Genomic DNA, 13,537 nt, shown 5'->3' with positions numbered 1-13,537 from the left:
ATGAACCTGTCCCCTCTCAATCGCCGACGTTTCGAACTGTTCAAGGCCAACAAGCGCGGCTGGTGGTCGCTGTGGCTGTTTCTGCTGCTGTTCGGCCTGAGCCTCGGTGCCGAGCTGATTGCCAACGACAAACCGCTGGTGGTGCATTACGACAACAGCTGGTATTTCCCGGCGCTCAAGCGTTACCCGGAAACTACGTTCGGTGGCGAGTTCCCGCTGGAAGCCAACTACAAGAGCCCGTACATCCGCGAACTGCTCAAGGCCAAGGAGGCCTGGGTGCTGTGGGCGCCGATTCCTTACAGTTACCAAAGCATCAACTACGACCTGAAAGTCCCGGCTCCGGCGCCGCCGTCGACCGACAACCTGCTGGGCACCGACGATCAGGGTCGCGACGTGTTGGCGCGGGTGATTTACGGCTTCCGGATTTCGGTGTTGTTCGCACTCACGCTGACCATTCTCAGCTCGATCATCGGCGTCATTGCCGGTGCGTTGCAGGGTTTCTACGGCGGCTGGGTCGATCTGGCCGGGCAGCGTTTTCTGGAGATCTGGTCCGGATTGCCGGTGCTGTATCTACTGATCATTCTGGCCAGTTTCGTCCAGCCGAACTTCTGGTGGCTGCTGGGGATCATGCTGCTGTTCTCGTGGATGAGCCTGGTGGATGTGGTGCGTGCCGAGTTCCTGCGCGGGCGTAACCTCGAATACGTACGCGCCGCCCGCGCGCTGGGAATGCAGAATGGTGCGATCATGTTCCGCCACATTTTGCCCAACGCCATGGTCTCGACCATGACCTTCATGCCGTTCATCCTGACCGGCGCCATCGGCACGCTGACCGCGCTGGACTTCCTCGGCTTCGGTTTGCCGCCGGGCGCGCCATCGCTCGGTGAGCTGGTGGCCCAGGGCAAATCCAACCTGCAAGCGCCATGGCTCGGTATGAGCGCGTTTGCGGTGTTGGCATTGATGTTGAGTTTGCTGGTGTTCATCGGCGAGTCCGCTCGCGATGCCTTCGACCCGAGGAAGTGAAATGAATCAGGACAATCTGATCGAAGTGCGCGACCTGTCCGTCGAATTCGTCGTCGGCGAACGTTGTCAGCGTGTGGTCGAAGGTGTCAGTTTCGACATCAAGCGCGGCGAAACCCTGGCGCTGGTCGGTGAAAGCGGTTCCGGCAAATCGGTCACCGCTCACTCGATCCTGCGCCTGCTGCCCTACCCGCTCGCCCGGCATCCGTCCGGCACCATCGAGTATTCCGGGCAAGACCTGCTGAGCCTGAAAGAGAAAACCATCCGCCACATTCGCGGCAACCGGATCGCAATGATCTTTCAGGAGCCGATGACTTCGCTGAATCCGCTGCACTCGATCGAGAAGCAGATCAACGAAGTCCTCGGCGTTCACAAAGGTTTGATCGGCAAAGTCGCGACCAAACGCACGCTGGAACTGCTGGAAATGGTCGGCATTCCGGAACCCGAGAAACGCCTGAAAGCCTTGCCCCACGAATTGTCCGGTGGCCAGCGTCAGCGGGTGATGATCGCCATGGCCCTGGCCAACGAGCCGGAACTGCTGATCGCCGATGAACCGACCACCGCGCTGGACGTGACCGTTCAGCTGAAAATCCTCGAATTGCTCAAGGAATTGCAGGCCCGTCTGGGCATGGCGTTGCTACTGATCAGTCACGATTTGAACCTTGTGCGAAGAATTGCGCATCGCGTATGTGTCATGCAGCGCGGTTGCATCGTCGAACAGGCATCGTGCGAAGAGTTGTTCCGCGCGCCGCAGCATCCGTACACTCGGGAACTGCTGGCAGCGGAGCCCAGCGGGACGCCTGCGACCAATGTAATCGGGCCGCCATTGCTGCAGGTCGAGGACCTGAAAGTCTGGTTCCCGATCAAGAAAGGCTTGCTGAAAAAGACCGTCGATCACATCAAAGCGGTGGACGGGATCAATTTCAGCCTGCCTCAGGGACAGACCCTGGGGATTGTGGGAGAAAGTGGTTCGGGCAAGTCGACACTCGGTTTGGCGATTTTGCGGCTGATTGGCAGCAAAGGTGCGATCCGTTTTGAAGGCAAGCAGCTAGACTGCCTGACGCAGCAACAGGTTCGACCGCTGCGTCGGGAGATGCAGGTGGTGTTTCAGGACCCGTTCGGCAGCCTGAGCCCGAGGATGTGCGTGAGCCAGATCGTCGGTGAAGGGCTGCGGATCCACAAGATGGGCACCGAGGCGGAACAGGAACAAGCGATTATTGCGGCATTGAAGGAGGTAGGTCTGGATCCGGAAACCCGGCACCGCTACCCCCACGAATTTTCCGGTGGGCAGCGGCAGAGAATCGCCATTGCCCGGGCATTAGTGCTAAAACCGGCGCTGATATTGCTGGACGAGCCGACCTCGGCCCTCGACCGGACAGTGCAGCGCCAAGTGGTGGAGCTGCTGCGTTCACTGCAAACCAAGTACAACCTGACGTATCTGTTTATCAGCCATGACCTGGCTGTCGTCAAAGCGCTGAGCCACCAGCTGATGGTGGTCAAGCATGGCCAAGTGGTCGAACAGGGAGACGCGCAAAGTATCTTTGCCGCCCCCCAACATCCGTATACACAGCAGTTGCTGGAAGCCGCTTTTCTGGCACCAGCCACTGCGCAATAACCTGAAAGAGAGGAGCAACACATGGGTTTTCTCGCCGGTAAGCGCGTACTGATCGTCGGTGTCGCCAGCAAGCTGTCCATCGCATCCGGCATCGCTGCCGCCATGCATCGCGAGGGCGCTGAGCTTGCCTTCACTTATCAGAACGACAAACTCAAGGGTCGTGTCGAAGAATTCGCACAGAGCTGGGGTTCCAACCCGGACCTGTGCTTCCCGTGCGACGTGGCCAGCGATGAAGAAATCGCCAAGGTCTTCGTTGAGCTGGGCAAAAAGTGGGATGGCCTGGACTGCATCGTGCACTCCGTTGGCTTCGCCCCGGGCGACCAACTGGACGGCGACTTCACCGAAGCCACCACCCGTGAAGGTTTCCGCATCGCTCACGACATCAGCGCCTACAGCTTCGTGGCCCTGGCCAAAGCCGGTCGCGAAATGATGAAGGGCCGCAACGGCAGCCTGCTGACCCTGTCGTACCTGGGCGCCGAGCGTACCATGCCGAACTACAACGTGATGGGCATGGCCAAGGCTTCGCTGGAAGCTGGCGTGCGTTACCTGGCCGGTTCCCTGGGCCCGGACGGCACTCGCGTCAACTGCGTATCGGCCGGCCCGATCCGCACCCTCGCCGCTTCCGGCATCAAGAACTTCCGCAAGATGCTGGCTGCCAACGAAGCGCAAACCCCGCTGCGTCGCAACGTCACCATCGACGAAGTCGGCAACGCTGGCGCCTTCCTGTGCTCGGACCTGGCGTCCGGCATCAGCGGTGAAATCATGTACGTGGACGGTGGCTTCAACACCACGGCCATGGGCAGCCTCGAAGAGTAATCTTCGGCCAGCCACTAAAAAACCCGTCTCTTCAGGCGGGTTTTTTGTGCCCGCGATTTCAGCCCTGATGCAATCCTCTGTGGGAGCGGGCTTGCTCGCGAAGGCGGCGTGTCCGTCGACATAAATGTTGAATGATCAACCGTATTCGCGAGCAAGCCCGCTCCCACAGGGGTTCTGTGTTTAACCATCGATTGGTGTCAGGCAACTGGCAAACAGTTGCTGGATCGGCTGCGTGCGCTGGCTGTAGCGCTGCAACAGCACAATCTCGCGGTAGAACGTCAACTCGCCCAACGGGATGATCCTGACCTTCGCGCCATACTCAAGCCACAACCCGGCTTCGGGAAGCAGGGACACGCCCAATCCGCATTCAACCATTTTGACGATGGCCTCCAACTCATCCAGTTCCAGGGCCACTTGCACATCAATCTGCTGCTCGCGCAGAAACCGCGTCACCAGGCGTCCGCCGAATGAATTGCGGTCGTAACGCACATGGGGATGGCTCGCGAGGATCTGCAACGGGTCATCACCCTCAAACTCCGGTGGCACGATCAGCACAAACGGTTCCCTGCGGATGACCTGTGCCGACAGCTCCTTGGGCAGTTCAAAGGGCGGTTTGATCAGGATTGCCAGATCAACCTCCCCGGTATCCACCTGGCTCAACAGGTTCAGCGAAACGCCGGGCACCAGTTTCGGTTCAAGCAGCGGTGCTTGCTGGCGCAGCCGCAGCAACGCCTGGGGCAGCAATCCGGTCTGGGCCGTGGCCACGGCGCCGATTTTCAACTCGCCGCGGTACTCGCTGACATCATCGCTGACCGCCATGCGGCTGAAGGTTTCCAGCATTTCCCTGGCCATCGGTAACGCCCGTTGCCCCGCCGCATTGAGAATCGCCTGACGCCCGGTGCGATCAAATAAACGGATACCCAGCGCCTGTTCCAGGTTGCGCATCTGCGCGCTGACTGCCGACTGAGTCAGGCCGATGTGCATCCCGGCGGCCGCGAACGTGCCATAGCGCGTCACGGCAATGAAGGTTTTCAATTCACGCAGCATGGCATTCTCGATTAATCGAAATTATTTGGGCTCGACGCAAAAAATATCGTCTTTCAATCGAAAATCACAGCGCTAAACTTCACTTCAACCACCGTCAATCTGCGAGGCACAGCGATGCAACTCTCCCCTTTTCACTTGGCTATCCCGGTGTATGACCTTGCTGCAGCCCGGACTTTTTACCGTGACGTCTTCGGTCTGGAGGAAGGCCGCTCAAGCGAGCATTGGGTCGACTTCAACTTCTTCGGCCACCAGTTGGTGATTCACCTGGCACCCAAAAACGCCTCTCAGGAAGCGGCGCACACCAACGCCGTGGACGGGCATGACGTGCCGGTGCCGCATTTTGGCGTGGTGCTGGGGATGGACGAATGGGAAGGCCTGGCTGAACGGCTGAAGGCGCTTGATACCCGATTCGTGATTGAACCGGGCATTCGGTTTCAGGGGTTGGTGGGTGAACAGGCGACGATGTTTCTGTTCGATCCCTGCGGTAATGCGCTGGAGTTCAAGGCGTTCAAGGACATCAGCCAATTGTTTGCAAAGTGAGGAAAATGGGTGATTTTGAGGGCCTCTTCGCGAGCAAGCCCGCTCCCACATTGGATTTGTGAACGATATAGATCCAATGTGGGAGCGGGCTTGCTCGCGAAGAGGCCCGCTCATACACCACCGCAATTCCAGCCTACCGATGCAACGCCTTCTCAACCTCAATCAGCAGTTCATCGATCGAGTGGTGGACATGGCTGTCGTATTCAACCTGCCCAATGCTGAATCGAATGTCATACCCGCGACGCATCGTGGCGTTGCGCTCGTCGAGGATTTCTTCGAGCCGCGCCTTGATAGCAGTTAGCTCCACGGGGCTTGAACCCGTTAACAAAGCGACAAATTCGTCATCACCCAGTCGACCGATCACATCGCTTTCGCGAAAGGCGATACGCAGCACGTCAGCGAAGGTTTTCAGCGCATCGTCACCCTCGGCACGACCGTACAGATAGTTGATATGCTTGAAGTTATCGAGGTCGAAAAACAGCAAGGTGGCCGGTATTTCCAGTCGCTGACAGTCATCCAGCCCCAGTTGGGCCAGTGAAGTGAAGCCGTGGCGGTTGGAGAGCAGGGTCAGCTCATCCATGCTCGCCATGGTCACGCCCATCACTTCCTGCTCGGCTTGGCGAGCCCTGTCACGCAGTACTTCGCGTTCCTGTTGCGGCGAAAGCGAAGGGTCTGCGCTAACGCCCTGTTTTACCGGTTTGCCTGGGATCAGCATTACTTACTCCAGTGGCGGGTATGTTCTTTAGAGTCGTCCCTACCCGCTTTGACTCCCTGCTAACTGACCGCCGGTCACGGTGACGCCCGTACGTTTGCGAGTCGGCTCTATCCTTCAGCTAAGCGCAAATTGCCGGGCGAGACCGGTTCATCGACCACCGGTCACACCTGTGGCGAGGGGATTTATCCCCGTTGGGTCGCGAAGCGGCCCCAGCGTCCGGCCAACAGAATGAATTGTCCGGATTGACGACTGCTTCGCAGCCGAACGGGGATAAATCCCCTCGCCACAAACTTCGCGTTTGATCCTTAGAAGTCGGTCGACACCGACACTTCACGCCAAACCTGCACTCATCGTCGACAAAGCTGTTTTTCGCTTCGATCGCCGCAACGCAGTCGCTGTCCAGCGGCAACCGCAAGCAACGCGACCGCAGGGATTGGCATCAGCCACGCCAGTCGCGCCAACAGCCATACCAGCAGCAGACCGATCAAAGGCCAGCCGTTGAGCCCCGGACGCCCGGTCCAGTTCGGCACCGCCGTCAACAGGAAACCGGCGATGATCGCTGCGGCGAACCCGAACGGCATCTCATGCCGATGCCAGCTCAGCATGCCGCCGACCGGTTGTGCACCGGGCAAGCGCCCGTACAACCACAACGCCCAGACCGCCACGGCGATGGCTGCAAACCCGGCACCGGCCAAAAAGAACGGGCGAAAGCCGAGGCTGAAAACCGGTGCAGCAGCGAGCCGGCGCATCAGGCCACCGCCCTGACCAGGCCGGAGCCCATCCTATGCTGGGCCAGCAGGCGCATGACGTAGCCGATCTTGATCAGGGTCGGGCCGATGATGGTCATGGCATGCATCGAGACCAGCACCACGATCGGCAAATGCCCGGCGTAAAGATAAGCGCCGTAGATACCCGCCAGCAGCAGCGCCAGACCCACGCCCAGGACTTGGCTCGACAGGTGCAGAACATTCTGAGGATTGCCGAAGTAAGCGAACATTTTCCGTACTCCTGAATCAGACCAGTTGTACGTTTGTTATTTCAGGTTTTGTGCCAGGTTTTTCATGGCTATAAATCAAAGGGTTAGGGCTGTAGAAGTCAATTTGACCAAGTCCGATAATTGTCAATTTGACACCCATAGAAGTCATATTGACCGCATGCAGACTCATGCACCCTAAAAGCAAACCAATATCATTTGCATGCAACCAAACCTTTTGTTTTAATCGCGACCAATTCTTATTTGCACCGAAGGCGCCTGGCGCCCATGGACATGTGCTCACGATGATGGTCGCCGATTCTTCCAGCGTTCAGAACCTCTACGTCACTCATCACCGCTGGTTGCATGAGCTGCTGCGCCGTCGCTTGAGCAATGCGTTCGATGCCGCTGACCTGGCCCATGACATCTTCATCCGGGTGCTCAAGCGCCCGCAGGTGTTCGATTGCGAAACCCGCGAACGCTCCTACCTGGCAACCATTGCCCGGGGCTTGTGCATCGATCACTGGCGCCGTCGGCAACTGGAACAGGCATGGCTGGAGACGCTGGCCTCGCGCCCGCAGGCGGTCCAACCGTCGCCGGAGCAACGGGCGATCATCGTCGAAACCCTGTACGAAGTAGACGCCATGCTGCTGCGCCTGCCCAAGAATGTGCGCGACGCGTTCATCCTCGCCCAGTTGCACGGCCTGCCCTACCGCGCCATCGCCGAAGAAATCGGCGTGTGCGAGCGCATGGTGAAAAAGTACCTGGCGCAAGCGCTGATGCATTGCGCGATGCTCGAGGCCGAGCTTGACGGCCTGTTGATCGAGTAACCGCATGCCATCTGCCGCCTCCAACACCATCAGCCATGCCAGCCTCGAACAGGCGGCGCAATGGTATGTGCAACTCAACGATCAGCAGGTCGGCGAACACGAGCGTCAGCGCTGGCAAGCCTGGCTGGCGCAAAGTGGCGATCATCAGGCGGCCTGGCGGTACGTCGAGCGCGTGGGCCAGCGCTTCGCCGCGTTGCAGGACGATCAGTCACAGGCCGCCGGCCTGGTACTGCGCAACACCGCGCGCTCGCCAATCACCCGCCGGCAAACGCTCAAGAGCCTGCTCATCCTCGCCTCGGGCGGCCTGCTGGGCTGGAATGCCTGGCGCGAAACTTCGCTGCCGGACGCCTTGGGCCGCTGGACTGCCGACCTTTCTACCGGCACCGGCGAAACCCGCGAAAGCCTGCTCAGCGACGGCAGCCGGATCTGGCTCAACGCCCTGAGTGCATTGAATGTGCGTTTCGACACCACGCAACGCCTGTTGCTGTTGAGTGCCGGGGAAGTACTGATCGACACCGCCAAGGACAGCAGCCGACCGTTTCTGGTGCAAACCGCCCAGGGTCGGATGCGCGCGCTCGGCACGCGTTTCAGTGTGCGTCAGGAAGCGCAGCATACGTTGCTCAACGTCTACAAAGGCGCGGTCGAAGTCCGAACCACTCTGGGCCAGGTGCAGGTGCAGGTGGTCGAGGCCGGACGGCAATTGGCGTTCACGCAAAGCCACATCCCGCCATCCTCCGAGGCTGCGGCGGGCCGCGAAGCCTGGCGTCGCGGTGTGTTGCTGGCGGATAACCTGCCGCTGGGGCAGTTGATCGAGGAATTGAGCCGCTACCGTCACGGGCATCTGGCCTGCGACCCTGCCATCGCCGGGTTGCCGGTCATGGGTTCGTTCCCGCTCAAGGACTCCGATCAGGCTTTGCGCCTGCTGGAAGCGGCGCTACCGATACGCGTGGAGAAAACCCTGAGCTGGTGGGTCAGCATCGGCCCCCGTGGGAGCGGGCTTGCTCGCGAAGAACGATGACGCGGTCTCCCCTGCGTGAGCGAAAAACTTTCACGCCGCAGTTCCCTTTTGCGTTTCTCGTTCGGTTAACCCTGTGAAGCCCTTCAATTGCCGTTCGATTTGATGCCAGGGAACACCCATTTGCGCGACGCCTCCATTCGCACTCGTTTTACCTTGCGACCGTTGGCCCTGGCCCTTCCGGTCGCGTTGCTCACCCTTGTCGCGACGCATGCCCTCGCCGAAACATCCGCCACCAATGAACAGTCAGGCAGCCACACGCGTTATTACGCGATCGCTGCCGGTTCGCTGGTGAGCGTACTGAACAGCTTCGCCGAACAAGCGGGGATTTTCCTCGCCGGTCATAACGATCTGGCAAGCGATAAACGCAGTTCGGGACTTAATGGCGAGTTCACCGCGCAGCAGAGTTTGCAGCGCCTGTTGCAAGGCAGCGGCTTGCAAGCCCAGCCTCAGGGCGACCGCGGCTACGTGCTCAAAGCCGCAACTGAAGGTCCGCTGGAACTGGGCGCCACCAACATTTCCAGCCAGGCGCTGGGCGCCATTACTGAAGACACCCATTCCTACACCACCGGATCAACCTCTTCAGCCACCGGCCTGCCACTGTCCCTGCGCGAAACGCCGCAATCCGTGACGATCATTACCCGTCAGCAACTGGACGATCAGGGCTCCACCAGCATCGCCGACGCCTTGCGTCGCGTGCCCGGCATCAGCGTGCAGAATTACGACAGCGAACGCTGGGAGTTTTCCAGCCGTGGCCTGCCGATCACCAACTTCCAGTACGACGGCGTCAATACCGACTACGACGGCGTCTACGATTACGGCACCACCAGCACCGACATGGCGACCTTCGACCGCGTCGAAATCATCAAGGGTGCGACCGGCCTGATGACCGGTTCGGGCGATCCGTCGGCCACCGTCAACCTGATCCGCAAACGTCCCACCAAAACGTTCAAGGCCTCGATCACCGGCGCCGTCGGTTCCTGGGACAACTATCGGAGCACGGCCGATGTCGCCGGGCCGCTGAGCGAGCGCGGCAATGTGCGCGGGCGGTTTGTCGGGGCTTATCAGGACCGCAGCGCCAACCTGGATAACTACCGGAACACCCGGGACATTGCCTACGGCATCCTCGAAGCGGACCTCACGCCGGACACCCTGCTGACCTTCGGTATCGACCAGCAAAACACCCGCTCCCGTGGCGCCAGCTGGACCGGTTTCCCGATGTACAACAGCGACGGTTCACGGACGCGTTTTTCCCGCTCGTTCAACCCGGCCACCGACTGGAGCCGTCGCGACTTCACCAACCAGACGCTCTTCGCCTCGGTGGAACAGCAGCTGGCGAACGACTGGACACTCAAGGTCAGCTACGATCGTAAGCATCGCCAGCACGACACCTTCCTCGCCTCGGCCAGTGGCGGCAACCCGGACCCGGTCAGCGGCAACGGCATGTTCATGTACATGGGCCAATTCAAGGGCGATCAGGTGCAGGACAACCTCGACGTCAACTTCAGCGACGCGTTCCGCCTGTTCGGTCGCGAGCACGAGTTGATTGCCGGCTTCATGTCGATGAACACCCGCCAGGACATTCCGGTGCACGGCTCGGTCTATCCGCCCGTCGACGGCAGCATCTACGACTGGCGCGGCGAGTTCCCGAAACCGGACATTGCCAAGGTTGGCGACAACGACATCGTCCAGCGGCAAACCGGTGCCTACCTCGCCACGCGACTCAAGCCCACCGACGATCTGGCGGTCATCCTCGGCACCCGCGTCAGTCAGTTCAAGGCCAACGATGACCTGGATTACAGCGATCCAAACACCCCGGACCTGCGCGACAGCTACCACCAGACCGGCGTGGTCACGCCGTACGCCGGGCTGGTCTACGACCTCGATGACACGTATTCGGTGTACACCAGCTACACCAGCATTTATCAGCCGCAGATGAGCAAGGATGCCCAGCGCAAATTGCTCGACCCTGTGCAGGGCGACAGCTACGAAGCGGGGATCAAGGCCGAATATTTTGGTGGGCGCCTGAACGCCAGTTTCGCCGTGTTCCGCATCGAGCAGGACAACCTGGCCCATTACGTCAGCGGCGTCGATTCCGAGTCGGTGTACCGTGCGGTACAAGGCGCGACCACAAAGGGCTTCGAGGTCGAACTGGCCGGCGAAGTGATGGAAGGCTGGAACCTGTCGGCCGGCTACAGCTACAACCACACCCGCGATGCCAAAGGCGATAACGTCTACGGCTCGATCCTGCAAACCACCGCGCCGGAACAGGTGGTTCGGGTGTTCAGCACTTATCGCCTGTCGGGCGCGCTGGAAAAGCTCACCGTCGGCGGCGGCGTGAACTGGCAGAGCGAATTCTTCGGCAACGTGTTCCAGCCCAACCCCAAGGACACCGTCAACTTCGGCCAGTCCTCGACGATCACCCAGCAAAGCTACACCCTGGTGGACGTCATGGCGCGCTACCGCTTCCACGATCACCTGAGCACGACGCTGAACGTGAAGAACCTGTTCGACAAGACCTATTACACCGGGCTCGGCAACTTCGGCACCGGGTTCTATGGCGAACCGCGCAGCCTGCAACTGACCACCCGCTGGGATTTCTGACCGGCGATTTGTCGATCTACGGTACTCCCGGACGACGACAGGCTGGCTACGCTGAAAGCTCAGCATGAATCCCGTGTAGAGGAGCAGCGCCATGCAACGCGTTCAAAAACTCACGCCCTGCCTTTGGTTCGACCATCAGGCCGAAGAGGCCGCGAAGTACTACTGCGGCATCTTCGATCATTCGAAAATCACCGCCATCACCCACTACGGCAAAGCCGGTCAGGAAGTCCACGGTCAGCCCGACGGCTCGGTCCTGACGGTCAGTTTCGAACTCGATGGGCAAAGCTTCACCGGCCTCAACGGTGGCCCGGTCTTCACGTTCAACGAAGCGATCTCGTTTCAGGTCAATTGCCAGACCCAGGAAGAAGTCGACCACTTCTGGGGGCGTCTGTCGGCGGGTGGTCCTGTCGAGGCCCAGCAATGCGGCTGGGTCAAGGACAAGTTCGGCGTGTCGTGGCAGATCGTGCCCATCGCGATGATGGACATGCTGAAAAGCCCCGACACGGTAAAATCCCAGCGCGCCATGGCGGCGATGATGCAGATGAAAAAGCTCGACATCGCGGCACTGCAACGAGCCTTTGACGGCGAGAGCTAATACACTCCGACGCTGACCTGCCGAGGACACCGACGATGAAGTCCACCCCTGCCAAAGACGCTGACAAGTCCCCGCGCTTCTGGCGCGACGACGCCCTGCCCTTCATCGAGGCCCGCTCCATCGCCGACGGCCGCGAGGTCTGCTACACCCGGCATGCCCACGAGCATTTTTCCATCGGTGCGATTACCGGCGGGCGCAGTACCTACATCCATGAACAATCGGCGTTTGAGGTCAGCGCCGGCACGGTGGTGCTGATGAATCCCGGCGATGTCCACGCCTGCAATCCGATCGACGACCAGCCGTGGTCGTATTTGATGTTGTACGTCGATACGCCGTGGCTCACCGATTTGCAGCATCAGCTCGGGTTCAACGACGACCAGGCATTTCGGCGGTTTTCCATCACCCATACGTGTGACGCCAGCCTGTTTAATGGCCTGACCGCGTTGTACGAAATACTGGTCGATAGCGAGCAGGACGTGCTGCGCAAACACAGTGCGGCGGTGGAGTTTTTCACCGAGGTGCAGCAACGACTCAATCCCGGTGATCAACCGCTGCGCGAACCCAATTTCAAACTGGAACGCGCGGCGGATTTCATCCGTGACCACTGCACGCAACTGCTCAAGCTCGAAGACATTTGCGACGCCGCGCAACTGTCGCCGTCGTACCTGATCCGCGCGTTCAAACAGCATTACGGCATGACGCCCCACGCCTTTCTGGTCAACCGGCGCATCCAGTTCGCCCGGGAGCGACTGCGCAGCGGCCAGCTGATCGCCGACGTGGCGCTGGAAGCGGGGTTTGCCGATCAGGCGCATTTTCAGCGGGCGTTCAAACAGCATCTGGCGGCCACGCCGGGGCAGTATCGCGGCTGAGGTCAGCGCACATCCCTGTGGCCAGCGCCAACCCTAGCTGACATCTGTGGTGAGGGGGCTTTTGTGGCGAGGGGATTTATCCCCGTTGGGCTGCGAAGCGGCCCCAGCATTGTGTCTGGGAAACCTCACATTCAGGTCTTGCGACGGCTCCGCCGCCGAACGGGGATAAATCCCCTCACCACAAAAAGCCCCATCACCACAGAAGCCGATCTTATGGGCGTCTAAGGCAACAACAGGTAGATCGCACTCATGGCCAGCAACGCCGCCATGATCCGGTTGAACAGCCGCATACCCGCCGGGTTGTTCAAATAACCGCGCAAAAAAGTCCCGGCATACGCCCAGCAGCCCACGGACAAGTAGCAGATCACCAGATACACCGCCGCAAACTGCCAGACCAGCCGCGTCTCGCCGTCCGCGACAAACGCGCCCATGCCGGCGACGCAGGCCAGCCAGGCTTTCGGGTTGAGCCATTGCATGACCGCGCCGTACAGCATCGACGGCGCCCGTGCTGAATCCTTGGCATCGAGCTGCCCGTTGTCCGCCGCCAGTTTCCACGCCATGAACAGCAAAAACGCCACGCCGGCCAGTTGCACTACCCGCGTCAGCGCCGGCCACAACTGCAACACCTCATGCAGACCCAGCCCCATCAGCACCAGCAACAACACAAAACCCAGCGTCGCCCCGGCCACGTGTCGCTGACTGGCGCGAAAACCGAACTGTGCGCCGGAACTCAACGCCACAATATTCACCGGCCCCGGCGTGATGGACGCCACCAGCGCAAACGCTGCCATCGAAATAATCAGACTCATCGCATACCTTCTTCAATTCAGTTGAACCAGAGCTCAAGGTAAAGAGCGGTCTGGCCCACGTATTGAAGAAAACTGCCCACTGACGGGTATGG

13 protein-coding genes and 1 pseudogene are annotated in these 13,537 nt (G+C 60.1%); 9 read left to right on the top strand and 5 right to left on the bottom strand.

Going from position 1 to position 13,537, the window contains the following annotated elements; genetic code table 11:
- From ACA073_RS12515 to fabI, 3 genes are read left to right on the top strand one after another with little or no spacing between them, the layout of a single operon-like run.
- The gene (locus tag ACA073_RS12515; RefSeq protein WP_461950270.1) at positions 1 to 1,020 is read left to right on the top strand and encodes an ABC transporter permease; all 1,020 of its coding nucleotides are present in this window, start codon (positions 1 to 3) and stop codon (positions 1,018 to 1,020) included.
- A 1-nt stretch (position 1,021) separates the two neighbouring features.
- Positions 1,022 to 2,632, top strand: a complete 1,611-nt coding sequence (locus ACA073_RS12510) for an ABC transporter ATP-binding protein (protein ID WP_497403810.1) — start codon at positions 1,022 to 1,024, stop codon at positions 2,630 to 2,632.
- A gap of 21 nt (positions 2,633 to 2,653) precedes the next feature.
- On the top strand, positions 2,654 to 3,448 hold the full coding sequence (fabI, locus tag ACA073_RS12505) for an enoyl-ACP reductase FabI (RefSeq protein ID WP_008152082.1): 795 nt from the start codon (positions 2,654 to 2,656) through the stop codon (positions 3,446 to 3,448).
- A 180-nt stretch (positions 3,449 to 3,628) separates the two neighbouring features.
- Here the strand turns inward: fabI and ACA073_RS12500 are convergent, their stop codons facing one another.
- Entirely contained in the window at positions 3,629 to 4,495 is an 867-nt protein-coding gene (locus ACA073_RS12500) for a LysR family transcriptional regulator (protein WP_497403808.1), read from the bottom strand.
- A 114-nt stretch (positions 4,496 to 4,609) separates the two neighbouring features.
- Between ACA073_RS12500 and ACA073_RS12495 the strand changes: the two genes are divergently transcribed.
- On the top strand, positions 4,610 to 5,035 hold the full coding sequence (locus ACA073_RS12495; protein ID WP_497403806.1) for a VOC family protein: 426 nt from the start codon (positions 4,610 to 4,612) through the stop codon (positions 5,033 to 5,035).
- A gap of 133 nt (positions 5,036 to 5,168) precedes the next feature.
- On the opposite strand, the gene ACA073_RS12490 is transcribed toward ACA073_RS12495, so the two are convergent.
- The 3 genes and pseudogenes from ACA073_RS12490 to ACA073_RS12480 form a co-directional block, all read right to left on the bottom strand.
- Entirely contained in the window at positions 5,169 to 5,750 is a 582-nt protein-coding gene (locus tag ACA073_RS12490) for a GGDEF domain-containing protein (protein ID WP_497403804.1), read from the bottom strand.
- Between the two features lie 407 nt (positions 5,751 to 6,157).
- Positions 6,158 to 6,499 (bottom strand): annotated as a pseudogene (locus ACA073_RS12485) (NnrS family protein); the annotation flags it as partial.
- A complete protein-coding gene (locus ACA073_RS12480; protein WP_497403802.1) occupies positions 6,499 to 6,747 on the bottom strand; it encodes a transmembrane sensor/regulator PpyR in 249 nt (82 codons plus the stop codon). The gene ACA073_RS12480 and the pseudogene ACA073_RS12485, both read right to left, overlap by 1 nt.
- A 281-nt stretch (positions 6,748 to 7,028) precedes the next feature.
- Here ACA073_RS12480 and ACA073_RS12475 point away from each other — a divergent pair, with 281 nt between their 5' ends.
- The 5 genes from ACA073_RS12475 to ACA073_RS12455 all read left to right on the top strand — a co-directional run bounded on the left by ACA073_RS12475 (position 7,029) and on the right by ACA073_RS12455 (position 12,636).
- A complete protein-coding gene (locus ACA073_RS12475) occupies positions 7,029 to 7,553 on the top strand; it encodes a sigma-70 family RNA polymerase sigma factor (protein WP_497403800.1) in 525 nt (174 codons plus the stop codon).
- A gap of 4 nt (positions 7,554 to 7,557) precedes the next feature.
- Positions 7,558 to 8,571: a FecR domain-containing protein gene (locus tag ACA073_RS12470; protein ID WP_497403798.1), complete on the top strand. Its 1,014-nt coding sequence runs from the start codon at positions 7,558 to 7,560 to the stop codon at positions 8,569 to 8,571.
- 120 nt (positions 8,572 to 8,691) lie between these two features.
- The gene (locus tag ACA073_RS12465; RefSeq protein WP_497403796.1) at positions 8,692 to 11,172 is read left to right on the top strand and encodes a TonB-dependent siderophore receptor; all 2,481 of its coding nucleotides are present in this window, start codon (positions 8,692 to 8,694) and stop codon (positions 11,170 to 11,172) included.
- 91 nt (positions 11,173 to 11,263) lie between these two features.
- Positions 11,264 to 11,767, top strand: a complete 504-nt coding sequence (locus ACA073_RS12460; protein WP_497403794.1) for a VOC family protein — start codon at positions 11,264 to 11,266, stop codon at positions 11,765 to 11,767.
- A gap of 35 nt (positions 11,768 to 11,802) precedes the next feature.
- On the top strand, positions 11,803 to 12,636 hold the full coding sequence (locus tag ACA073_RS12455) for an AraC family transcriptional regulator (protein WP_497403792.1): 834 nt from the start codon (positions 11,803 to 11,805) through the stop codon (positions 12,634 to 12,636).
- 221 nt (positions 12,637 to 12,857) lie between these two features.
- Here ACA073_RS12455 and ACA073_RS12450 read toward each other — a convergent pair whose 3' ends face one another.
- Positions 12,858 to 13,445: a LysE family translocator gene (locus ACA073_RS12450; protein WP_497403790.1), complete on the bottom strand. Its 588-nt coding sequence runs from the start codon at positions 13,443 to 13,445 to the stop codon at positions 12,858 to 12,860.
- Between the last annotated feature and the right edge of the window lie 92 nt (positions 13,446 to 13,537).

This window comes from Pseudomonas sp. LBUM1670, from assembly GCF_059695695.1.
The sequence above is the reverse complement of the archived record's forward strand: the minus strand, read 5'-3'. Positions and strand labels throughout refer to the sequence as shown.